23 protein-coding genes are annotated in these 23133 nt (G+C 50.8%); 16 read left to right on the top strand and 7 right to left on the bottom strand.

Translation table 11 applies throughout. The features are described from left to right. Positions 1–2 precede the first annotated feature (2 nt). Positions 3–1040, top strand: coding sequence for an HD domain-containing phosphohydrolase (locus ACFMKP_RS15065; RefSeq protein ID WP_382292772.1), 1038 nt, complete (start codon positions 3–5; stop codon positions 1038–1040). On the opposite strand, the gene ACFMKP_RS15060 is transcribed toward ACFMKP_RS15065, so the two are convergent. Next, on the bottom strand, positions 1027–1260 hold the full coding sequence (locus ACFMKP_RS15060; protein ID WP_054533149.1) for a hypothetical protein: 234 nt from the start codon (positions 1258–1260) through the stop codon (positions 1027–1029). The two genes, ACFMKP_RS15065 and ACFMKP_RS15060, sit on opposite strands and share 14 nt — an antisense overlap. 25 nt (positions 1261–1285) lie before the next feature. Beyond that, the gene (locus ACFMKP_RS15055) at positions 1286–2770 is read right to left on the bottom strand and encodes a serine hydrolase (protein ID WP_382292771.1); all 1485 of its coding nucleotides are present in this window, start codon (positions 2768–2770) and stop codon (positions 1286–1288) included. Between the two features lie 266 nt (positions 2771–3036). On the opposite strand from ACFMKP_RS15055, the gene ACFMKP_RS15050 reads away from it, so the two are divergent. After that, positions 3037–4347: a nodulation protein NfeD gene (locus ACFMKP_RS15050; protein WP_382292770.1), complete on the top strand. Its 1311-nt coding sequence runs from the start codon at positions 3037–3039 to the stop codon at positions 4345–4347. 18 nt (positions 4348–4365) lie between these two features. Continuing rightward, on the top strand, positions 4366–5241 hold the full coding sequence (locus ACFMKP_RS15045) for a slipin family protein (protein WP_382292769.1): 876 nt from the start codon (positions 4366–4368) through the stop codon (positions 5239–5241). A 57-nt stretch (positions 5242–5298) separates the two neighbouring features. On the opposite strand, the gene ACFMKP_RS15040 is transcribed toward ACFMKP_RS15045, so the two are convergent. After that, positions 5299–6387 (bottom strand): LacI family DNA-binding transcriptional regulator, encoded by a 1089-nt coding sequence (locus tag ACFMKP_RS15040; protein ID WP_382292768.1) that lies wholly within the window; start codon positions 6385–6387, stop codon positions 5299–5301. Positions 6388–6485: 98 nt separating this feature from the next. Here ACFMKP_RS15040 and ACFMKP_RS15035 point away from each other — a divergent pair, with 98 nt between their 5' ends. Together ACFMKP_RS15035 and ACFMKP_RS15030 are read left to right on the top strand one after the other, a co-directional pair. Next, positions 6486–7673 carry an MFS transporter gene (locus ACFMKP_RS15035; RefSeq protein WP_382292767.1) on the top strand — a complete coding sequence of 396 codons (1188 nt, stop codon included), beginning with the start codon at positions 6486–6488 and terminating at the stop codon, positions 7671–7673. A 740-nt stretch (positions 7674–8413) separates the two neighbouring features. Continuing rightward, positions 8414–9193, top strand: coding sequence for a hypothetical protein (locus ACFMKP_RS15030; RefSeq protein WP_382292766.1), 780 nt, complete (start codon positions 8414–8416; stop codon positions 9191–9193). 48 nt (positions 9194–9241) lie between these two features. Here ACFMKP_RS15030 and ACFMKP_RS15025 read toward each other — a convergent pair whose 3' ends face one another. The 3 genes from ACFMKP_RS15025 to ACFMKP_RS15015 form a co-directional block, all read right to left on the bottom strand. Next, positions 9242–9991, bottom strand: a complete 750-nt coding sequence (locus ACFMKP_RS15025; protein WP_382292765.1) for a DsbA family protein — start codon at positions 9989–9991, stop codon at positions 9242–9244. A 70-nt stretch (positions 9992–10061) separates the two neighbouring features. Continuing rightward, complete coding sequence (locus ACFMKP_RS15020) at positions 10062–10493, bottom strand: hypothetical protein (protein ID WP_382292764.1); 432 nt, start codon at positions 10491–10493, stop codon at positions 10062–10064. 71 nt (positions 10494–10564) lie between these two features. After that, positions 10565–10948, bottom strand: a complete 384-nt coding sequence (locus ACFMKP_RS15015) for a MerR family transcriptional regulator (protein WP_382292763.1) — start codon at positions 10946–10948, stop codon at positions 10565–10567. A gap of 157 nt (positions 10949–11105) precedes the next feature. Here ACFMKP_RS15015 and ACFMKP_RS15010 point away from each other — a divergent pair, with 157 nt between their 5' ends. After that, positions 11106–12029 carry an SDR family NAD(P)-dependent oxidoreductase gene (locus tag ACFMKP_RS15010; protein WP_382292762.1) on the top strand — a complete coding sequence of 308 codons (924 nt, stop codon included), beginning with the start codon at positions 11106–11108 and terminating at the stop codon, positions 12027–12029. Between the two features lie 64 nt (positions 12030–12093). On the opposite strand, the gene ACFMKP_RS15005 is transcribed toward ACFMKP_RS15010, so the two are convergent. Then, positions 12094–12834, bottom strand: a complete 741-nt coding sequence (locus ACFMKP_RS15005; protein WP_382292761.1) for an SDR family oxidoreductase — start codon at positions 12832–12834, stop codon at positions 12094–12096. Positions 12835–13433: 599 nt separating this feature from the next. Between ACFMKP_RS15005 and ACFMKP_RS15000 the strand changes: the two genes are divergently transcribed. From ACFMKP_RS15000 to ACFMKP_RS14955, 10 genes are all read left to right on the top strand, one after another. Continuing rightward, entirely contained in the window at positions 13434–13814 is a 381-nt protein-coding gene (locus ACFMKP_RS15000) for a VOC family protein (protein WP_382292760.1), read from the top strand. A gap of 157 nt (positions 13815–13971) precedes the next feature. Beyond that, entirely contained in the window at positions 13972–15609 is a 1638-nt protein-coding gene (locus ACFMKP_RS14995; RefSeq protein WP_382292759.1) for an aspartate:alanine exchanger family transporter, read from the top strand. Between the two features lie 74 nt (positions 15610–15683). Then, a complete protein-coding gene (locus tag ACFMKP_RS14990; RefSeq protein ID WP_382292758.1) occupies positions 15684–16622 on the top strand; it encodes an STM4015 family protein in 939 nt (312 codons plus the stop codon). 6 nt (positions 16623–16628) lie between these two features. After that, complete coding sequence (locus ACFMKP_RS14985) at positions 16629–16757, top strand: hypothetical protein (RefSeq protein WP_382292757.1); 129 nt, start codon at positions 16629–16631, stop codon at positions 16755–16757. A gap of 93 nt (positions 16758–16850) precedes the next feature. After that, positions 16851–17792 (top strand): STM4015 family protein, encoded by a 942-nt coding sequence (locus ACFMKP_RS14980; protein WP_382292756.1) that lies wholly within the window; start codon positions 16851–16853, stop codon positions 17790–17792. Between the two features lie 11 nt (positions 17793–17803). Beyond that, positions 17804–18736: an STM4015 family protein gene (locus ACFMKP_RS14975; protein WP_382292755.1), complete on the top strand. Its 933-nt coding sequence runs from the start codon at positions 17804–17806 to the stop codon at positions 18734–18736. Then, positions 18733–19863 carry an STM4014 family protein gene (locus ACFMKP_RS14970; RefSeq protein ID WP_382292754.1) on the top strand — a complete coding sequence of 377 codons (1131 nt, stop codon included), beginning with the start codon at positions 18733–18735 and terminating at the stop codon, positions 19861–19863. The genes ACFMKP_RS14975 and ACFMKP_RS14970 overlap by 4 nt, the downstream gene beginning before the upstream one ends. Before the next feature lie 111 nt (positions 19864–19974). Continuing rightward, complete coding sequence (locus ACFMKP_RS14965; protein ID WP_382292753.1) at positions 19975–20778, top strand: STM4013/SEN3800 family hydrolase; 804 nt, start codon at positions 19975–19977, stop codon at positions 20776–20778. Next, positions 20765–22084: an STM4012 family radical SAM protein gene (locus ACFMKP_RS14960; protein ID WP_382292752.1), complete on the top strand. Its 1320-nt coding sequence runs from the start codon at positions 20765–20767 to the stop codon at positions 22082–22084. The genes ACFMKP_RS14965 and ACFMKP_RS14960 overlap by 14 nt, the downstream gene beginning before the upstream one ends. Next, positions 22081–22947, top strand: coding sequence for an STM4011 family radical SAM protein (locus tag ACFMKP_RS14955; protein ID WP_382292751.1), 867 nt, complete (start codon positions 22081–22083; stop codon positions 22945–22947). The genes ACFMKP_RS14960 and ACFMKP_RS14955 overlap by 4 nt, the downstream gene beginning before the upstream one ends. Positions 22948–23133: the final 186 nt, after the last annotated feature.

Genomic DNA, 23133 nt, shown 5'->3' with positions numbered 1-23133 from the left:
TCGTGAATTCTGCTGCTACCATTTTGATCATTGACGATCTCGCCGTTGCGCGAGCAAGTATGAATGCAGTTTTGCAAGGCGAAGGCTATGAGCTGGTTTTTGCCGAAAATGGCATCACTGGAATTGCCAAAGCCTTGGAACTTTTGCCAGATACCATTCTACTTGACGTAATGATGCCTGATATGGATGGCTTTGAAGTTTGTCGCCAAATTCGCGCCAATCCGTTGTTGGCCGAAATTCCGGTGGTGATGGTAACCGCCTTGGATGATCGCGAATCGCGCTTGCAGGGCTTGCGCGCGGGGGCCGACGATTTTCTGAGCAAGCCGATTGATAGCCTTGAAATCAAAACCCGTTTGCAAACGATAACACGCCTGAATCGCTACCGCCGTTTGCAAGACGAACGCCGCCAAGTCGAGCGCTTGAATCAAGAAATTATCGATGCTTATAATGCTGGGATCGAGGCGTGGTCGCGGGCGTTGGACTTGCGCGATAAAGAAACTGAAGGTCATAGCAAGCGCGTGACCGAAATGACCGTGCGCATTGCCGAGGCTTTAGGGATTACTGGTGACGATTTGGTGCAAATTTGGCGTGGCGCGTTGCTGCACGATATTGGCAAAATGGGCATTCCCGATGCGATTTTACATAAGCCAGGCCCATTGACCAACGAAGAATGGCTGGTGATGCAAAAACACCCAACCTATGCCTATGATTTGCTGCGGCCAATTCATTATTTGCAGCCAGCGCTAGATATTCCCTATTGTCACCATGAAAAATGGGATGGCAGTGGCTATCCGCGGGGATTACAAGGTACCGAAATTCCCTTAGCGGCGCGAATTTTTGCCTTGGCTGATGTGTGGGATGCCTTGCGTTCCGACCGACCATACCGCTTGGGCTGGCCGGTCGAACGGATTCGCGAACATATTGCAAGTTTGGCAGGCAGCCATTTTGACCCTGCGCTTGTGCCACTCTTTTTGCAGCTGGTTGAGGAGGCGAGTGAGCCGCTATTGCTGCACCAGTATGCCTCGGCTACGCTTCGGTAGTTTGCGGCTTTTGGGCTTCGTATTCGCGGTGCGCCAACTCCGAAATCAGCATATAGCGCTGAATGATGCTGGCAATTGGGGCCAGCACCGCAATTCGACGGCTGGCTTCTTGGCTGACCCGAATAAACTCATCGACATCGCTTGCTTGCTCAAAACGGCGCTGCAAGCGTTCGGCTTCAACCTTCAACTGTTCGATGTACAGTGGTTCTGTTCCAAGCATCCCTATGACCCTTTCCAAACAACGACTAGCGAATTTGGGGATGGCGTGCAGTATAGATGATCCGCGAAATATCAGCGAGTAAGGGGTCGGAAACCGGCGTTTCAATAAAATCGGTATCCTGCCAAATCCACATACTTACAATATATTCATCGCCGTTGGGGTCGCGCACGTAGCCTGCATCTGCTCGCGCATCATCGACCCAGCCGCTCTTGTGGGCCACAAAACTACCTTCAGGCACGCCCGCCACAATTTTGTTGGTATCGCGATTGCGGCTGAGAATGGCGAGAATTTCGTTACAGCGTTCGACGTTGAGCAACGTATCTTCCATGGCGAGCAACACCCCATGGCCTTGGCTACATTCGACAATTGCCCAAACCACTTGGGCCATTTCGCGTGGCGACGAACGCACATAGGGGTCGGCATTGGTATACGGCTGTGCGCCTTCTTGGCCGCGTTTCGGCACTTCTACGCCTTGCACCAGCGAAAGATAATCGATCGACTCAAACGGTGCTGCCAAGGTTGTATATTCTAATCCTAGAATATCCGTCAAAGTTTGGTCGAGGATTTTTGCGCCTTCTAAGCCATCGCCATCGCCAATCATGGCCAGCAAATCGTTGGAGGCATCATTATCGCTATCGCCAATCATCAGATCGATCATGGCATATTGATCGTCAGTGAAGCGTTCGCGGCTCATGAACGATTGCAACAGAATCGGAATTTTCAGCACGCTCATGCCTGAGAAGACCGTATCGCCGCGATAATCGTACCATTGCTCGTTTTTAATATCGTAGACTGAAATACCAAACACACCATCCCATTCAGCTTCGCGTTCAGCCAACGTCGCCGTTAGCTGTTCGGGGCTGGCTTGCAGATTATTGGTTACAACTTGAGTTGGAATCAACAGGGTTTGGCTGAGCTGCAAGGTTTGGCTAATTTCGGCTAACAGGGCGGTGCGATCAAGGGTTAAGCCTGGAGTGAGCACAAACGCTGAGCGTTCGCGATCGTAGCCAACCGTTGGCGAGATTGCAATTGCTTGCTCAATTTTAGCAAATGTTTGATCGAGCAATTGCTGATCGAAGCTGCTATTGATTGCCAAGCGTACTGGAATTTGCTTGTCGGCCAGATCGCGGGCATCGAGCAGTGCTTGGCTAAAATCATGTTGATAGCCAAGTTGGCGCATGCTCAGTTCGATTGGTTCAAGCAAGTTTGGGTTGGTTAAGCTGAGCGTGGCATTGGGATAGGCAGCTTGGAGTGCAGTTAGGGCTTGATCTTCGTTGAGGCCACCAATCTCAACGCTGCCAATTTTGGCGCGATCAGGAAAAACCCATTCGCTTGAGGTCAGCATCGAAAGCGTCGGTGGCGCATCAAACTCGGCAGGAGTTGCAGCAGTGCGTTCAGGATGTGAATTCGAGGGAGTGACTGCTTCGGTGGCAGGAAGATAGTAAATTGCTATCCCACAGGCCAGAATTGAGAGCATCGTCACCCAAAAGAGCAAAAAAGCTTTTTTCATTGATGCATGTAGCTTAATAAGTGAATAGAATTGTGTACGATACGGCTAACCAGCACAGTGAGAACCCCCTAAGTATACCGCAGGTTGCGGCTTTGCGGGTATCTAGAGTTCGCTGTTTAAAATGAAGATTGTATGAGAATGTTTAATCTCTTTAATCTTGCCATTTGACGCAGCCCTTGCGAAGCCTGCTACAATACAGCCAGAACCATTGCATCATTTTGCAGGTTGCCTCGTATAGGCTGTATGGCATCGCCAAGGGAGGTACGATGAGACAGCTTCGAATAGTAGCGTTAATTGTTTGGCTTAGTTTGGTAACACTGCCAAGCTTTAGTTATGCAGCAGCGGATAATGCGCTGTGTATGGCTTCCGTCAGCGGCATTATCAACCCTGCGGTTGCCGATTATCTACAACGGAGCGTGATTCAAGCAGAGCGGCAAGCTTGCCAAGGCTTAGTTATCAAGCTCAATACTCCAGGTGGCCTGACATCTTCAACCTGGCAAATTGGCGAGACCTTGCTCAATGCCAAACTGCCAGTGATTGTGTATGTTACGCCGCAGGGAGCGAATGCAGGCTCGGCAGGAGTTTTCATTACCTACGCTGCCCACATTGCAGCAATGTCGCCCAACACCAACATTGGGGCGGCTCATCCAGTCGACGGTAGTGGCTCGGATATTGATGGTGATCTGCGCGATAAAATTACCAACGATGCTGTTGCGCGCATCACCACTTGGGCCAAATCGAATGGCCGCGACCCTGAGTGGGCTGAACAAGCGGTGCGCCAAAGTGTTTCGATTGGCAGCAGCGAAGCGCTCGAACGGGGCGTGATCAACCTGATTGCCCAAGATGATGCTGATTTATTGCGTCAACTGAATGGTCGCCAAGTTAATTTGGCTAATGGTACGCAAGTTACCTTGCAAACCCAAGCCAGTGCCTTTCAAGCAATCGAAATGACATGGCTCGAACGCCTCTTGCATTTCTTGGGCGACCCAACCATTGCCACGATGCTGATTAGTTTGGGTAGCCTAGGAATTTATTTCGAGGCGGCCAACCCAGGTTTAGGTGTAGGTGGCTTTTTGGGCGTTATTTCGATCTGTTTGGGCTTGTATGGCCTGAGCGTGTTGCCGCTGAATACGGTTGGGGTTGTGCTGCTGATCTTAGCTTTTGTGCTGTTTGCAGTTGATATTTTTGCAACAGCGCACGGAGCTTTGACAGTTGGCGGTTTGGCTTCATTCGTGATTGGCGCGTTGTTGCTGGTTGATCCAGCAGAAGCCCCAGGGATTATCGTCTCACGGGCCTTAATCACTGGGCTGAGCGTTGGTTTGGCAGTGATCATTGGGCTAAGCCTTTGGATTATCCGGCGCAGCAAGCTCGTTGGGCGGGGCGCTGGTGGCGAACGCCTGATTGGCACGATTGCTAAAGTTCGCTCAGCGGTTGCACCTGAAGGCATGGTTTTTGTTGATGGAGCCTTGTGGCAAGCCCGTTCGGACGATGCCTTGACCGTTGGTGATCAGGCTGAAATTGTTGGTTTAGAAGGATTAACCTTGATTGTGCGTCGTGTGGCGCATAGTGGGCGCTAATGCGCGGAGGTAAGTACAATGGGTGAGTTTGGCGGTATTGCCTTGATTTTCATTGCCGTGATCTTATTTTTCTTTTTGATTTCGGCAATCAAAATTATTCCTGAATATGAAAAAGGGGTCATTTTTCGTTTGGGTCGCTTGGTTGGCGTGCGCGGGCCTGGGTTGTTCTTCGTGATTCCCATGCTTGAGCGCATGTTCCGCATCGACACCCGGGTGATTACGATGGACGTGCCGGCCCAAGAAGTTATTACCCGCGATAACGTGACCATTCGGGTTAATGCGGTACTGTACTTCTTGGTGATTGATCCAGGCAAGGCGGTGGTTAACGTGATGGATTACATTCGCGCGACCATGCAAATTGCCCAAACAACCTTGCGTTCAGTTGTTGGTCAATTTGAGCTTGATGAAATGCTTTCACAACGTGAGCAAATTAACCATCGTTTGCAACAAATTATCGACGAACAAACGGAGCCTTGGGGCATCAAAGTCAATATTGTTGAAGTCAAAGACGTTGAATTGCCTCAATCAATGCAACGGGCAATGGCAAAACAAGCTGAAGCCGAACGTGAAAAACGTGCCAAAATCATTCACGCCGATGGTGAGTTCCAAGCTTCAAAACGCTTGGCAGAAGCTGCCGATGTGATTTCACGCGAGCCAGTCACCTTGCAATTGCGCTATTTGCAAACCTTGACCGAAATTGCAGTGGAAAAGAACTCGACATTGGTCTTCCCATTGCCAATCGACTTGATTCGCCCATTTATTGACCGCGCCTACAGCGGCTTGAATAATGACAGCTATTCAGAGGGTGGTAAAAAGCCAGCCGAAGCTCGCCCTGCAAATCCTGAAGCACGCCGTGGTTTGTTTGATCCAATGACGGGCTTGCCACTCGAATAATGAGTGCTATTCCAAGTTTTGCCCTGCTCCTTGAAACGAAGGAGCAGGGCTTTTTGGTTAAATTGCTGCCGTTGAATCGCGCACCACAAGCTCGACTGCCAGCCGTTGATAGCTGGTTGGGCTTTGGCCTGCGAGCAATTCAATTAAAGCTTGGCCAGCCGATAAGCCCTTTTGGCGGTGATCTTGGCGAATAGTTGTAAGCGCTGGCGTGATTCTGGTTGCTTGCGGAATATCATCAAAGCCAACAATTGAAAGCTGTTGGGGCACATTGTAGCCAGCTTGTTGCGCCCCAGTGATTGCGCCCAAGGCCAAGCGATCGGTCAAACACAGAATTGCAGTAGGTCGAGGCGTGTGGGCCAGCAAAATTTGAATTGCGGCTGCGCCATCGGCTTCGTTATTATCATTGCAATCGTAAATTGGCACATCGCTCCAGGCAATGCCTGCTTGTTCGAGTGGCTGGCGATAGCCTTGCAAGCGTAATTGGGTGACAAAAAAGGTCGCTTCGCTATGCGTCTGCACGTTGATCGGTGCATGTGATGGCCGAACGTGGGTCTCGATTAAGCGGTCGGTGATGATTGCAAAATGGCGATGGCCGAGGTTTAATAAATGTTCGGTTGCCATGCGTGCGCCAGCCTCATCATCAACAATAATTGATGGTACATCGGGCCGTGGCGGTTGGTCAAGCAACACCGTTGGCAAGCGCCGCTTCAGAGCTGCTTCAACTAAGGGATCAGTGTCCATCATCGAATAGACGATAAAGCCATCGACCAAGGCCTGTTGAACGGTGGTTGTATCATCGTCGCGGCCTGGCACAAGCAATAAACCAAGTTTGGCTTGCTCAAGCGTGCTAGCGATGCCTTCGAGCACCATCAAGGCTGCTGGGTCGCGAAAGGCATAGGGCAAGCGTTCAGCGAACAAAACTCCGACCGCGCCAGCCCGTTGTTGGCGTAAACTGCGGGCCACAGGATTCGGGCCGGGGTAGCCAAGCTCGGCGGCCACCGCGAGCACCCGTTCGCGCAGTTCTGCTGAAAGTTGGTCGGGCCGATTGTAGGCGTTGGAAACAGTTGAGACGGCGACACCTAAAGCAGCGGCAACGGTGCTAATTGTGATGCGGTGCGGTTTGGCGGATTCGTGCTCGTTTGCCACAGATCTGCTCCTTTGGACTGATTGTCAGGCTGTATTATACATGCTATACTTCTGAATCGTTACAGAAAAAACGTTTCAGAAAGGCAAGGGGTTGAATTGTGTCATATTCTGTACCTTCGCTTCGGCGGCATTCGACGCTTTTAGTTGGCTTGGCCTATGCAGCATTTATTAGTTTAGGCTTGCCTGACGGCCTAACAGGAGTTGCATGGCCATCGGTTCGGGCGGAATTTGGGTTGCCGCTTGATGCACTGGGAGCGTTAATTACCAGCGGCACAATTGGCTATTTGATTTCGAGCTTCAGCAGCGGGCGAGTTTTGGCCAAAATTGGCGTTGGTTGGCTGTTGGTGCTCAGTTGTTTGGCAACTGCGGTGAGCCTGCTGGGCTATGGCTATGCCCCAGCATGGCTATTTATGGCTAGTTTGGGTATTTTAGCAGGTTTGGGTGCGGGCGCGATTGATGCTGGCCTGAACACCTATGCTGCCGACAATTTCAATCCACGCATGCTCAATTGGATGCATGCCTCGTTTGGTTTGGGTGCGGCCAGCGGCCCAGTCATTATGAGTAGCATTATCAGTGCAAATCAATCGTGGCGAATTGGCTATGTGGTGGTTGGCATTGCTCAATTGTTGCTCGCTAGTGCCTTTGCTATCACCCGCAAACAGTGGCAAACCAATCAACCTGAAACTGTGGTGGAACCGGTTGCAAGCGCAACGATGCTGCAAACCCTGCGCTTACCAGTCACATGGCTGAATATTCTGTTGTTCTTTCTGTATACGGGCTTAGAATTTTGTGCTGGCCAATGGTTGTATACGTTGCTAACAACCTCGCGGGGCATGGAAGCAGGCATCGCTGGCATTTGGGTGAGCATTTATTGGGGCAGCTTAACCATTGGCCGTTTGCTTTCAGGCGTGATTGTTGGCCGCATGAGCGTCGTTAGTTTGTTGCGTTTGAGTATGCTGGTGGCAATTTTAGGGGTCGTTTTGTTCTGGCTGAATCTCGCACCTTGGCTCACCGTGATTGGGATTGCCTTGCTTGGTCTGGCACTTGCCCCAATGTTCCCATCATTCATTGCCTTAACCCCAGTGCGCATGGGGCCACGCCACTCGGCCAATACAATTGGCTTCCAAATTGCCGCCGCAACCTTGGGCGGGGCTTCGATTGCAAGTAGCTTCGGCTTGTTTGCCGATTGGATGGGCATTGAAGTGCTGGGAACATATTTGTTTGTGGTAGCATTGGCGATGGCACTCATTTTCGAGGCCTTAAATCGCCTAAAACCTGCTGCCTAAGGATGAATCCAAAAGTCAAAAGTCAAAACGGCCAAGTGTAACGCAGCGGCGCAGAGCCACGAAATTATGAAGGATGAAGGATGAAGGATGAAGTGTAACGCAGCGGCGCAGAGCTACGAAATTATGAAGGATGAAGTTTAACGTAGCGGCGCAGAGGAATCATGGCTATAGGCTATGTGTACTAGCTCATTGGGTTGGCAACCATGTCCCCTCACCCCCAACCCCCTCTCCCACTGAACGCGGGCGAGGGGGAGCCGACCATGTTTCGCCAAGCAATTGTGGGAGAACCTCGCGTTTAAAGTCCCTCGCCCGCCACGTGGGAGAGGGGTTGGGGTGAGGGGATCAAGCCGTGGTTAACCTAATGAACTAGTACAGCTATGGGCTATGGGAAATTAGTTGGAAACTAAACATCAATAGCCAAAAGCCAATAGTCTATAGCCTCATTTGGTGCGCTTCGTGTCCTTGGTGGATCGAATAGCTGACGCAGAGGAAGTATGGCTATGGGCTATGGGTTATCGGAATATTCAGCTGAGAAATAGAATCTGTGTAAACATAAGCCTTTCATGATTTCTGGCCCCTGACCCCTTATCCATTGCCCCTTCGTGCGCTTCGCGTTCTTCGCGGTTTCAACGTGCCTGATCCCTCTACGCCCTCAGGTGTATCGAATGATGCATTACGAGCAGCGAGCAGCCTGCTAGACTAGCGCTAGCACCCTTGATTACTGCGCTGGAGGTCTGACCATGATAGCTGCTCGCCGCCCAAGTTTTAGCCGTTTTTTGCTGATGAGTAGTCTCTTGACGGGGCTTTTAATTCTGCTATTTGCCATGACCCGTTGGTTTGATATTCCTGCTGGCGATGTGACCGATTGGTTGGTGGGAATTATCAGCGTGTGGTGGCTGCTGGCGATTACCATCATTCCTTGGAATATTTATTTTGATGCGCGCACGGTGATAGCTGATGCTGAAATTTCGCAGCAACGGGGAATTACCGTTCAAGCCAGCCAACAGCACTATGCCGCCAGCATTGCCAAACGCTCATTGGTTGGGGCGATTCTGTTGCATTTGGTTTCGGCAGGCGTGTTGTATACGATTGCTGCCAGCAATATTAGCAGCGTGGGCTATGTAGCGGCGGGCGCAGCGATTTTGCTGACTGGTTTGCGCCCTGCGTTGCGCGGCTACGAATATGTGGCCCAACGCTTGGCAACCATTCACGAGGAAGTGCGCTTTCCGCGTGATGATATTCAGTTGCTGAAACATCAAGTAGCAAGTTTGGAATCTAAAATTGAGCAATTAGACCTTGAAGAAGCCGATTCATGGGCTAGCCAGCAGGTCAAACATGCCAAGCAATTGGAGCGCCAAATTGAGCAATTAAAAGTTGAGCTGCAAAGCTTGAGCACTAGCAACGAAGCTTCGCATCGCCAAATTAGCCGCGAGATTGAGCATGCTGTGGCCCAAATTTCGACTGATGGCCAATTTTTGGAGCATGCCCGCGAGCTGATTCGTTTCTTCAAACAAGCCTAAATCTGGCGCGAGCGATCCATAAAACTGGATCGCTCGCGTTGCGTATGATTAATTATTGCTGCTGGCTGGCAATTTGGCATCGACAGCTGCCATCAAGGTTTTGGCAAAATCGGTTTCGAAATTGACTTGCTGGCCATCAACAAAGACGGTTGGCGTTTGTTGCAATTGACGTTCAACGGCTGCAGCATAGGCATCGTTAATCACACTAGTATAGGTTCCTGCTTCGATGCAGCTTTCGATTTGTTGGCGATCAGCGCCAGCCTGTTCGACAGCGGCCATAATTTGGGTTTTTGGCCCAAGGCTTTTGGCCCATTGGGTTTGGCTATCGAATAAGGCATTGTGAATTGGCCAGAACAAATTTTGATCGCCAGCGCAGCGGGCAATTTCCGCAGTGAGTTGCGCCGATTTATGGATGGTTTTCAGCGGAAACTCACGGAAAATCACTTGTACCTTGCCAGTTTCCACATACAAGCCATCGAAATTAGCTTGCGCCAATTCAACTTCCAAGCTACGGCAGGCGGGGCATTCATAATCGGCGTAGATTTCGACTTTAACTGGTGCATCGGGCTTGCCTTTGTACCAGTAATTATCGTCAGTTTTGCCAACTGGAGCATTCAGGCCAGCCTGATTGGGCATTGGGCCGGTGTTGCTGATACTGGCGGGCTTGCTCAGGGCTTGAAATAGCACAAAGCCAATTCCCAAAACAGCGATTAAGCCCAAGCCAAGATAAAATGTTTTGAATGAACGGGTTGGTTGATTGCGGCGCTGGCCTTTGCCAGAACGAGTTGAGCTTGACATAGTTCACATCCTCAATAAACGCTGTAGCTTTACAGCATTAACAACACTTGAATCGCGAATAAATTTGGATTCAAATGCTTGAGCGAGGAGGTGGCGTGATCGGCAGCATAATATACGAGCAAGCCTTTTGCCGAGGGATGCGCCATTGGCGGCGCTGGCTTGCAAGGCTTTGCTTGAGCCGAGGCACAATCAACACCATTGGAAACCAAGCCACCAACTGCACAACCATGTTGCTGGGCGTACTTGGCTCGAGCGATTGGCTCGGTAGCAATTCGCGCTGACTTGGACAATCCAAGGCGCTTGATTGATCGCTGCGTGGAATGTGCTGGCCAAACTGTTCTTGGGCAACCCCGTTGACGACGCAGCCAACTGGGCAGCCAACGCCAAGGTGCAACACCATTGCCCAACAGAGCAATGGCTGCCATAAAATTCCGAGAACGCTGGTTATTTGGCGTAATTTCAACACACCCAAACCCTTGATCGACCAATCTAGCGCGATCATACCATAGCTTGAGCCAGAAACATCAGGTTAAGTGCCGATTTTGGGGCAATTGCTTGAATTTTTAATCAGCGTTAATCAAGCGTTTCATAATAGCCAATTTTGCGGGTAACTGCTTCAAGGTGTTCTTTTACCTCAAGCAATTGTTGCTCAACCCGCTGGCGATGAGCTTTCAAGAGATTCAGGCGGTCGCGCACGGTATCCTCGCCTTGATGCAATAACTCGGTATAGCGTCGAATATCGCGAATTGGCATACCAGTAGCGCGCAGGCATTTGATAAAGTGAATCCAATTGATATGGCGTTCGTTATAGTAGCGATAACCATTTTGCTGATTGCGATCAACCAGATCGAGCAAGCCAGCGCGTTCGTAATAGCGCAAGGTATGGGCGCTCAGGCCCGTAACTTGGGCCATCTGTTGAATGGTTAGGTTTTCGGGCACTCCTTGTTGCATCACCATGATTCAGCTCCTGCACAATAATAATCAGCTACGATCTATGGTATAGCCTAGAGTGCGCTCTAAAGCAAGTAGCAATTTTGCCAAAAATCAGGGCTTGACTTAGAGCGCGCACGAAGGTTTAGACTAAGCTAGTGATTTAGTGTGAAGGATGCTTGTGATGAGTTTGATAACCACGCCATTTGGCTTTGCCAGCACCGCCGCCGAAGTTGCCACCGGAATTGATTGCCGTGGTCAGCGCATGCTTGTAACGGGCGCTTCGTCGGGCATTGGGGTTGAAACTGCGCGTGCCTTGGCTAGTACTGGAGCCGAAGTTACTTTGGCCGTGCGCGACACTGCTGCAGGTGAAGCGGTTGCTGCTGAACTGCGGGCCAGCACTGGCAATGCTGCGATTCTGGTTAGTCAGCTTGATTTAGCTGATCGGGCTTCGATTGCCTACTTTGTGGCTCAATGGCAAGGGCCGTTGCATGTGCTGGTTAATAATGCTGGGGTGATGGCTTCGCCTGAGCAATATACCAACGAAGGTTGGGAATCGCAGTTTGCGGTTAATCATCTTGGCCATTTTGCGCTAAGCCTTGGTTTGCAGCCTGCTTTAGTAGCGGCTGGTGGTGCACGCGTGGTTTCGGTCAGCTCGAGCGCGCATATGCGTTCGCCAGTGATTTTTGATGATTTGCATTTTGCCTTTCGTCCCTACGATCCATGGCTCGCTTATGGCCAAGCTAAAACCGCCAATGTTTTATTTGCGGTTGAGGCTGATACGCGCTGGGCCGCCCAAGGCATTCGAGTTAATACCTTAATGCCAGGCGCAATTTTGACCAACTTGCAACGCCATGTTGGTGGCACAATGCGGGTTGCGCCGGAAATTCAAAAAACTGTTGCGCAAGGCGCGGCAACCTCGGTGCTGCTCGCAATTTCGCCGTTGCTGGCCGAGGTTGGCGGGCGCTATTTTGCCGATTGTAATGAGCAGCCTGTGGTTACTCGTCGTCCCATCGACAACCCGTTGCTTGGGGTTGCTGGCTATGCACTTGATCGCCAAAATGCCCAGCGGTTGTGGGATGTTTCGCTGGAGCTATTGGGCTTGTAAGGTTAAAAATCAAAGCCCAGCGATCCAAGTTTCAAACTTGGATCGCTGGGCTTTTTTGATTTGGCTAAATAATCGGCCCCACAAACACCGTATGGCCGTTGGCTTGGCTGCGATCGGCGGCGGCATCGACGATGGCTTGGGCAAATTCCTCGATGGTGGGAATTGGCTCAGGACTGTGTTCTTTGCGGGCGGCTAAAAAGCCAGGCTGAACCCGATCAAGCAATTTGGGCGTAATCGTGCCTTCAATCATATCGCCGCTCACGACATAGAAGTGAATGCCGCGTTGACTAAATTCGGCGATGCGTTCGCGCAATGCCATTTCGCCAGCTTTTTTGCTGCTGGCAACAGGTTCGTAGCCAGCAATAATTGGCCGTTCGCCATAAAAATGCGCCCAGTGGCTGGTGACGAACACAATACAACTGCCAGCGGGCATCAATGGCAGCATTGTTTCGACGGTTTGCACTTGGGCGGTCAGATTCAGATCCATGGCATAGGTTGCTGGTTTGTCTTTTTCAAGACCGCCACTGGCGTTTAGCACCAAGATATCAAGCTTGCCAAAAGCTTGTTGAATTTGGGTCTGGGTTGTTATCAGGTCGTTGATTTGGGTTAAATCGGCTTGGGCTAGTAACGCTTGCCTTCCTATGGCGGTTATTTCGGCAGCAACCGCTTCGGCCCGGGCAGCCTTGCTGCGATAATTAATGACAATATCGGCTCCCCGTTGGGCCAGTTGGCGGCTAATTTCGGCTCCAATGCCGCGCGAAGCTCCGGTTATCAGGGCAACTTGCCCAACAAAATCCTCTGGCACACACGATCCTTTCATGTCGCTTGGTTGGTTTTCCCATTGTGAGAAAAGCTAGCACGATTATACATACGCTGGCAAGCAGATAAAGAACATAGAGCATAGGAGTTGAGGGTTGGGCGTTGTTTAACCACGAAGGACACGAAGAGCACGAAGTTCAGGTTTATCGTTTTATGCCAGTTATAAATATTCAAGTGTTTACCTAATTCAAACCTTCGCGTGCTTTGCGCTCTTCGCGGTTTCAATCTTTAACGCAGTGGCGCAGAGGAAGCGAAGGATGAAGGATCAGGGATGAAGTCAAAAGTCAAAAATGATGGATGCAGCTATTGACTCATGGCTATGGGCCGCAACAACAAGCTGAATAATCTGTGTAATCTGTGGCTCTAAAATACTTCTTCGTGAAATTCGTGAAATTCGTGGAATTCGTGGCGAAAAATGGCTCTTCGTGTGCTTCGCGCTCTTCGCGGTTGCGATCCTTTGTGGATTAATCTATAGCCAATAGCCACTGCGATGATCTGCTTGACTTTGATCAATCTACGCTTATGATTGTTCGGTACAAGCTTGCTTGGACTAGCCTCGTTGAGGCAGAAAGGATGTGTACCCCATTGTCAGTTCAATTCAATCACCTGTTAATTTTCGCCAACGACAAGTACGAATCGGCCTCGTTCCTCGCCTCGATCCTTGGTCTCCCCGAACCTGTTCCTGCTGGTTTTTTCATGGCTGTCGAAATGGAAAATAATGTGATTTTGCATTTTGGCGAGCCGAAGATTCCCATTTTGAGCCAACACTATGCCTTTTTGGTCAGCGATGCGGTGTTTGATGCCAGTTTAGAACGGCTCAAAGCGCGCAATATTCCCTTTTGGGCCGACCCTCGCCAGCAATTGGCCAACGAAATTAACTACGAAAATAATGGCCGTGGCTTCTACTTTTTCGATCCAGCAGGCCATGGGCTTGAATTAATTACCCATCCGTATATCTGGGAATAAGCTTGGTTCAATTGAATCAATAAATATGTCTAATTTCTTGTTACGAAATTCACAATAATCGTGGCGAGGCTGCAACCCTGCGCAGTGGATAGCTCGGCTATGCTAAGATGGCATCGAGAGAAACAGCCTGCTGGCTGTACGCTGCGAAAGGAATGTTATGTTGGACTTGCTAGCGTCGAATCCTCTATTGCTGTTGTTTGTGGTTGCAGCAATCGGCTATCCTTTGGGGCAATTGAATCTCGGCGGTGTGCGCCTCGGCGTTGCCGCCGTTTTGTTTGTGGGCTTGGCAATTGGCTCGCTTGATGAGCGGCTGAAATTGCCCGAAGTGTTGTATCAATTTGGCTTGGTGATGTTTGTTTACACCGTCGGGTTGAGCAGCGGGCATCAGTTTTTTCGCTCGTGGCGCAGCAAAGGCTTACGCGATAATCTGTTTATTGGCGGGATGATCGTCGTCGCTTATGGGTTTGCAATTCTAGCCCACTCGTTCTTGAGCATTAAACCAACGTTAACTGTTGGCCTATTTACTGGCACGATCACCAATACGCCAGCTTTGGCAGCGGCAATTGAATATTTGAAATCGGCCTTGCCTGAGCAACAATTAGCTGCTGTGATCAATGATCCGGTGGTTGGCTATTCGATTGCCTACCCAATGGGCGTAGTGGCAATGATGTTGGCAATTGTGTTGGTGCAACGCCTGTGGCGGGTCGATTATGCCAAAGAATTGACTTCGCGCCACGATTTAGAAGGCAATCACCACGATATTACCAGCCGCACGGTTGAAATTACGAATCCTGAAGCAACCCAGCTTTCGGTTCAAGCCTTGATTGCTAAGTATCATTGGTCGATGGTCTTTGGGCGCTATCGCCGCGATGGCCATGTGGCGGTGACGACTGGCGCAACCCAATTTATGCTCGGCGATCACGTCAGCATTGTTGGATCAAGCGATGTTCTAGAGCAAGTTATTGCGGTGCTTGGCCAAGAAACTGAAGATATTTCTAACGATCGGCGCGAGCTTGATTATCGGCGCATGTTTGTCTCCAACTCCAAAATTGTGGGGATTCGGCTGGAGCAACTGAATTTGCCGCAAGTGCTGGGCGCAACGATTACTCGCATTCGCCGTGGCGACGTGGAAATGTTGCCAACCGCAGATACCCGCTTGGAGCTTGGCGATCGGGTGCGGGTGATTGCCCGCCGTGCCGACATTCCCCAAGTGAGTCGTTTCTTTGGCGATTCATATCGCGCCTTGAGCGAAGTTGATATTTTGACCTTCACCTTGGGCTTGGTGATGGGCTTGGTGATTGGTTCGTTGGTCTTGCCATTGCCTGGCGGCGTGAGCATCAAACTTGGCTTTGCTGGTGGGCCGTTGGTCGTTTCCTTAATTTTGGGAGCGCTTGATCGGACTGGCCCGTTGGTTTGGAACATGCCCTATAGCACCAACCTGACGTTGCGCCAAATTGGGATTGTGATGTTTTTGGCTGGGGTCGGCACGCGCGCTGGCTATGATTTTGTCAAATTCTTATTCAGCAGCAATGGTTTGCTACTATTTGGGGTTGGTGCTGCAATTACCTTTACAATCGCGATGCTGATTCTGACGATTGGCTATAAAGTCTTGAAAATTCCAATGGGCATTTTGACGGGGATGTTGGCTGGTTTTCAGACCCAGCCCGCCTTGCTCAGTTTTGCCGTACAACAAAGCAATAACGAACTGCCAAATCAAGGCTATGCAGCGGTCTATCCATTGGCATTGATCATCAAAATTATTCTCGCCCAGCTGATGCTTATTCAACTGCTATGACAGCGGTTGACACATACCTACATATGCTAATGGCAGGTCAATCACGGCCTGCCATTCATATTTGCGAGGTTGGGATGATCTTTGAATGGAAAAATTACTATGGTGAATTGGCCGTCCACAATTCAACTGGCTGGCAACACTTCAAGCCAAATGATAATCTGATGCGCTTTTATGTCGAAGATGATGACCCAGAGCCATGGGAGATTTTTTTCAATGATTGGCTATTGAGCGATGAGCCAGCCAGCGTCACGGGCCTTGTGCTTGATCGCTGGTGGACTTGGAATGATCCAGTTGAGCATATGAGTGCTAATTATGTTTTAGCCCAACTTGCTACCGTCAGCGAACGGATGCCATTGCTTAGAGCGCTGTTTATTGGCGAAGTTACTGATAAGAAATTCGACCTTTCGTGGATTAGGCAAGGCAATTATGGACCAGTTTTAGCAGCCTATCCACGGCTTGAATCGCTGGTTATTCGCGGTGGCCCTGGTTTGAGCTTTGGTTCGCTTCAGCATCAGCAGCTCAAAACCTTGGTGATTCAATCTAATGGTTTATCAGCCCAAGTGGTGCGCGAGCTTGCTACCGCCGATTTACCAGCGCTTGAGCATTTGGAGCTGTGGCTGGGCTGCGCTGAGCATGGTGGCGATTCGACGATTGCCGATTTGCAGCCAATTTTGCATGGCGTAGGCTTGCCACAGTTAACAACCTTGGCCTTGCGCAATTGTGATTATGCTGATCTGCTGGCCCAAGCCCTTGCCAATGCCCCCATTCTTGAGCGGATTAAGATGCTTGATCTTGCGCTGGGCAATTTGAGCGATGTTGGAGCCGAAGCCTTATTCGCGAGTCCAGCGATTCGCAAACTTGATACGTTAGTGCTGCACCACCACTACATGAGCGATGCAATGCTCGATTGTTGGGCATCGATTGAGCTTGCGGTCGAAGTAAGTTATCAACAATTTGTCCCAGACGACGACGAAGAAGCCTACCCAATCGCCATCAGCGGCTATCTTGCCTAAGCTGCTGTGCAGATCATAAAGCATCAACTGTTTGAATGCTGGGATACAATTGGGTTATGGTGCGATGCGAGCAAGCAACAAAGCGCCGAAGAACACGAGGGCCAAGAATATCGCTATGCGGCGGTTACTGAATAAGTGCTTGCATAGCGTGTGACAGTCTTTGTCGCATCGTCAGGTATCCTACTGGTAGGCTTCAATCGGCCTACGCTGGTTGTTTGTGAGGTTTGCATGATTGTTGAATGGATGGGCTACTTTGGTGATTCGACGATCACTAATTGGGACGGACGAAAAAACCTTGAGCCGATTGGCCACCCTGTGCGCCTGCACTTGGAATACGACTATCGCGCAAAAGGGCCAGCCCCAACCTGGCAAGATTATTTTAATGCGTGGTTGGCGACCGATGAGCCAGCCCAAACCACGGGCTTGGTGATTGGGCGTTGGTGGCACGACTCGCCCGAGGATAACGATATTGAGCTTGTTTTAGAAGGCATCGTTAATGCCCGCGAACGCTTGCCGTTGCTCAAAGCCTTGTTCGTCGGCGATTTTACCTACGAAGAATGGGAAATTTCGTGGATTATCCAGGGCGATTATGCAGCGATTTTGGCAGCCTACCCACAGCTTGAATATTTGGCAATTCGTGGCGGCTCGAACTTGAGCTTTGGCGCGATTCAACATCAACAGCTCAAAGGGTTGGTGATTCAGACTGGTGGTTTGCCGGTGCAAGTGGTGCGCGATGTGGCTGCTGCTAATCTACCAGCGCTTGAGCATTTGGAATTGTGGCTCGGCAACGATGAATATGGTGGCAATTCGACCGTTGATGATCTGCAACCGATTTTGAGTGGCGAGCGTTTTCCCAGCTTAATCAATTTGGGTTTGCGCGATTGTGAATATGCCGATGCGCTGGCCCAAGCAGTGGCCAAAGCCCCAATTCTGGACCGAATCAAAGTGCTCGATCTTTCGCTGGGCAATCTGAGCGATGCTGGCGCAGAAGTGCTGTTTACCAGCGAAGCCATTCGCAAGCTCGAATTTCTCGATTTGCATCACCACTACATGAGCGATGGCATGCGCGATTGCTGGGCCACGATTGAACTTAAAAGTGATGTTAGCGGCCAAGAAACCGCCGACGAAGATGGTGACGAAGAATATCGCTATATCGCCGTCAGCGAGTAAGGAGCACAAGAATGGCTCAATTGCCATGGATGGCGGAGCTTGCGCCATCGAACATTGCCGATTGGGATCACCCTGGTACGCTGCAACCAAGCGGCGTGGTGCATCGGGTTGGGCTGAGCTACGAAGATGATTACGATAGCAAGGTAGCATGGAGCGACCGCTTTGCTGATTTTTTGGCCTTGCCAGGTGTTGAAAAAACCACCGGCTTGGTGATTGGTACCTGGTGGGAGCTTGATGATGGCAATGGCCCAGTTGATGAAGTCGTTGAAAGTTTGGTCAGCGCTGCGCCGCAATTGCCCAATTTACGCGCCTTATTCGTTGGCGATATTATGAGCGAAGAATCGGAAATCTCGTGGATCGAGCAGGATGATCTTTCGCCTTTGCTTTCGGCGTTTCCCAACTTGCAGCATTTTGCAATTCGCGGAGCCAATGGATTAAGTCTTGGTTCGTGCCAGCATGCTCAGCTCAAAACCTTGGTTATTCAAAGCGGCGGCTTGGCCAATCGGGTGGTGCAAGAGATTTTTCAAGGCAAATTGCCAGCGCTAGAGCATTTGGAATTGTGGCTTGGCTCCGATTGGTATGGCGGCGATGTGACCTTGACTGATCTTGAACCATTGCTCAACGGCGAATTATTTCCGCAACTCAAGGTGCTGGCCTTGCGCGATTGCTCATTTGCTGATGATTTAGCGATTGCTTTGAGCCAAGCGTCGATCATGAACCGCATTGAGATCCTTGATCTTTCGCTTGGCAACCTTGGCGATGAAGGTGCCAAGGCGTTGTTGGCATGCCCTGCGATTAAACAGCTAAAATTGCTCGATTTGCACTATCACTTTATCGATAGTGAGCTGGCGCAGCAATTCAAACAATTGGGAATCGAGGTTGATATTTCCGAGCCGCAAGACCCCAATCGCCACGATCGCCGCTATATCGCGGTGAGTGAATGACCGTTATTGGCAATCCGAGTGATCGGCGGGTGGCACTTTGGCAGGCGGCATTGGCCCGTCAAGGCCAGCCGCCCGCACGGGTCATCAGCTATTACGATGTGCTGGCTGGTACGCTTGATTTAGCGAGCTTGATCAAGCCCAACGAGCTAGTGCGCATCGAATCGCCAGGTAAAGATGAGCAACTGTATCGTGAATTAGTGCGCTTTGCTGCTGAACTTGCGCCTGAGCCGGATTTTGAGTATTGGCCAATCGACGCTGATTTGCCGCAAGAGCGCGGGCGTTTGTGGGGCAATCGCCAATGGTATCGGGGTTATTGCCATTTGTTGCGCCAGCTCGACGAGCAATTATCTGCCTTGAATGTGCGATTATTGCAACACCCCGCTGACATTGCCGTGATGTTTGATAAAGTTGCTTGCCATGAGCGTTTGGATGCGGCCAATGTGCTGGTGCCAAGAGCGTTGCCAGCAATCGGCTCGTTTGAGCAATTGCAAACGGCCATGCAAGCCCAGCGTTGGCAACGGGTATTTATCAAACTAGCCCATGGCTCAAGTGCCTCAGGTGTGGTCGCCTATCGCACCAATGGCCGCCAAATGCAGGCCATTACGACAGTTGAGTTGGTGCAAACCAGCGCTGGCTTGCAATTGTACAACTCGCGCAACCTACGCACCTACACCCATCTGCACGAGATTCAACCATTAATCGATGGCTTGGCGCGGCAGCGAATCCATGTCGAGGAATGGGTTCCCAAGGCGCGGCTGGCTGGCAAGGTCTATGATCTGCGTATGTTGGTGATTGCGAGCAAGGCTCAGCACACGGTGGTGCGCACCAGCACTTCGCCAATTACCAACCTGCACTTGTTGAATCCGCGCGGCGATTTGGCGGCGGTGCAAGCGCAGTTAGGTGCTGAGTTTTGGCAAACGGTGCAGCAGCAAGCCCAAGCGGCGGCGGCATGTTTTGATCGTTCGCTCTACGCTGGCGTTGATTTGCTAATTGCCAACAGCCTCAAGCATTGTTTAGTTGGCGAAGTCAATGCCTTTGGCGATTTGCTGCCTAATGTTTTGGTTGATGGGCTTGATAGTTATGAAGCAGAAATAGTAGGGGCTAGGGATCAGGGACTAGGGGGTTAGGTGTCAGTCATAAGTGCATAGAGCATATAACTATTCTGCATGTTCTGTATTACTTCAACTATGCTGACCCCTGACCTCTGACCCCTGAATCCTAAACCCTCGAAAGATACAATGAAACAATACATTCCAACGCACGATATTGTGCTTTTGACCTTTGATACCTTGCGCTACGACGTGGCATGTGCTGAGTGGGCCAATGGCGGCACGCCCAATTTACGCGCACTTTTGCCGCATGGTTGGCAGGAGCGGCATAGCCCAGGCTCGTTTACCTATGCATCCCATCAAGCGATGTTTGCTGGCTTTATGCCAACGCCCGCCACGCCCGGCCCGCATCCACGCTTGTTTGCGGCACGCTTTGCTGGCAGCGAAACCACGGTTGATCAAACCTTTGTGTTTGATGCCCCAGAGGTGGTAACTGGCTTGGCGCAGGTGGGCTATCGCACAATTTGCATTGGCGGCGTGGGCTTTTTTAATCGCCAAACTGCCTTGAGTTGTGTGCTGCCAGATTTATTTCAGGAAGCGTATTGGGAGCAACGCTTGGGCGTGACCGAGCCACGTTCGACCGAATTTCAGGTGGCCTTGGCGGTTGAGCGCTTGCAGGCGATTCCTGCTGAGCAACGAATCTTTCTGTTTATTAATATTTCGGCTTTGCATCAACCCAATGCCCATTATTTGGCTGGCGCTACGGGCGATACGATTGAGAGCCATGCAGCTGCGTTGCGCTATGTTGATAGCCAATTGCCTGCGTTAGTTGCTGGGTTACGTCAGCGCAACCCAACCTTTATGATGCTTTGTTCGGATCATGGCACGGCCTATGGCGATGATGGTTTTTACGGCCATCGCTTGGCGCATCCCAGCGTTTGGACTGTGCCCTATGCTGATTGTTGCTTGGAGGAAGCCGATGCATCTGCGTGAATATGCCAATGCTACGCCCTATATGGGCTATAGCTATAGTTACCCGCACAAATCGGCCTATCGCCAGCTTGCGCCACGGTCGTTGCGCGAGGTTTGGGCTAGCGAATCGCACGAGCAATTATTTTTATATTTGCACATTCCGTTTTGTGAAATGCGTTGTGGTTTTTGCAATTTGTTCACCACGACCAACCCCCAAGCAGCAGTGGTGCAACGCTATTTGGCAACGCTTGAGCTTCAGATGCAGGCAGTTCATAACGAGCTTGGCCCATTGCAGTTTAGTCGCATGGCGATTGGCGGTGGCACGCCAACCTATCTCGACGCAGCTGAGTTGGAACAGCTATTTAGCATGAGCCAACGCTGGCTAGGCATCGATTCGCGAGCGATTCCGCTTTCGGTTGAAACCTCGCCGCATACTGCAACAGCCGATCGCATGGCCGTATTGCGCCAAGCAGGGGTTGATCGGGTGAGCATTGGGGTGCAGAGCTTCCTTGATCACGAAGCGCATGGCGCTGGCCGTGCCCAACGCCGCCCAGAGGTTGAGCAGGCATTAACGACGATTCGTACTGCCCAAATTCCCACGTTGAATATTGATTTGATTTATGGCTTGCCTAATCAAAGCGTGGCAACCTGGCTCGAATCGTTGGAAATTGCCTTGCAATGGCAGCCAGAAGAACTGTATTTGTATCCATTATATGTGCGACCGTTGACCGGCTTGGATCGGCGTGGCACGGGCGGGGAACAGGATTTGCGCTTGGAATGCTATCGAGTTGGCCGCGAACGCTTGTTGGCGGCAGGCTACCAACAAATTTCAATGCGTATGTTTCGCGCCGCCCACGCCCCCGACGATAGCCAAGGGCCAAGCTATTGTTGCCAAACCGATGGCATGCTGGGCTTGGGCGCTGGCGCTCGTTCATATACCCGCGCCTTGCACTATTCCAGCGATTATGCGGTTGGAGCCAGCTCGGTGCGCCAAATTATTCAGAGCTACAACCAACGCAGCTTGTTTGATTTGAGCCACGTTGATTATGGCTGCGAGGTGTCGAGTGCTGAGCAACGCCGCCGCTTTGTGATTCAATCGTTGTTGCAAGTGAGTGGGCTTGATGTGCAGGCTTATCGCGCGCAATTTGGCAGCGAGCTTTTGGACGATTTAGGCCAAATCAACGAATTATTGGAATGTGGCTGGGCTGAGCATCACAATGGAATTTATCAATTAACGGCTGCTGGCTTAGAACGCTCGGATCTGATTGGGCCATGGCTTTACTCGCCCCAGATTCGTCAGCTTAGCGAGGAGTTTATTCTGCGATGAATTTAGCAATTCTGTATCGTGGCCCCTTATCAAGCTGTAATTATGGTTGTAGCTATTGCCCGTTTGCTAAGCACCAAGAAACTGCCGCCGAGCATGCCCACGATGAAGCTGCACTACAACGCTTTGTAGAATGGTCTGCTCAACAAACCAAGCTTCAATTGAGCGTTTTTTTCACGCCATGGGGCGAGGCCTTGATTCGGCGGCGCTATCAACGGGCAATCGTGGCGCTTGCCAACATGCCACATGTCCAAAAAGTCGCGATTCAGACCAATCTTTCGGCGCGGCTCGATTGGGCTGAGGATTGCCCGAAAGAGCGGCTTGGTTTGTGGGCAACCTATCATCCAACCCAAACGCCGCGCGAGCGCTTTTTGGCCCGTTGCCACGAAGCAATCGATCGCGGCATTCCAATTAGCGTTGGTGTGGTTGGCATGCACGAACATCAGGCTGAAATTGCGGCCTTGCGTGAATTACTGCCCAAGCAAATTTACCTTTGGGTCAATGCCTACAAACGTGAAGTTGGCTATTACAGCCCCGAGGAAATTGCCCAACTGACAGCGATTGATCCGCTCTTTCCGATCAACAATACCCGCCATCCTTCCGAAGGTCGGGCTTGTGCCACTGGCGAAAGCGTGATTTCGGTCGATGGCGATGGCACGATGCGGCGTTGTCATTTTGTGCGCGAGCCAATTGGCAATATTTACAATTCCGCTTGGCAGACTGCGTTGCAACCACGAGTTTGTGCCAATTCCACCTGTGGCTGCCATATTGGCTACATTCATATGCCACATTTGGGTTTGCAACAGGTCTTTGGCCAAGGCATGCTCGAACGAATTCCGCACATTCCGCTTGAAGCCTTGGGCTAAATTTCAGCAGTTGATCCCTCGCATCCAGCTCTCGCAATGCTGGATGTTTTTTTATGCCTCGTTTGATATTGACATAACTATTTGTAGATACGATTGGACGGCAATCAATGGTAATAGTTGGATAATATATGCTGGTAGGGCTAGGCCACTACTGCGCTATACAATGCTGTTGCGTGCTGAACACAA

This window comes from Herpetosiphon sp. NSE202 (assembly GCF_042688385.1).
Taxonomy (GTDB): domain Bacteria; phylum Chloroflexota; class Chloroflexia; order Chloroflexales; family Herpetosiphonaceae; genus Herpetosiphon.
This window is presented reverse-complemented; position numbering and strand designations above follow the sequence as displayed.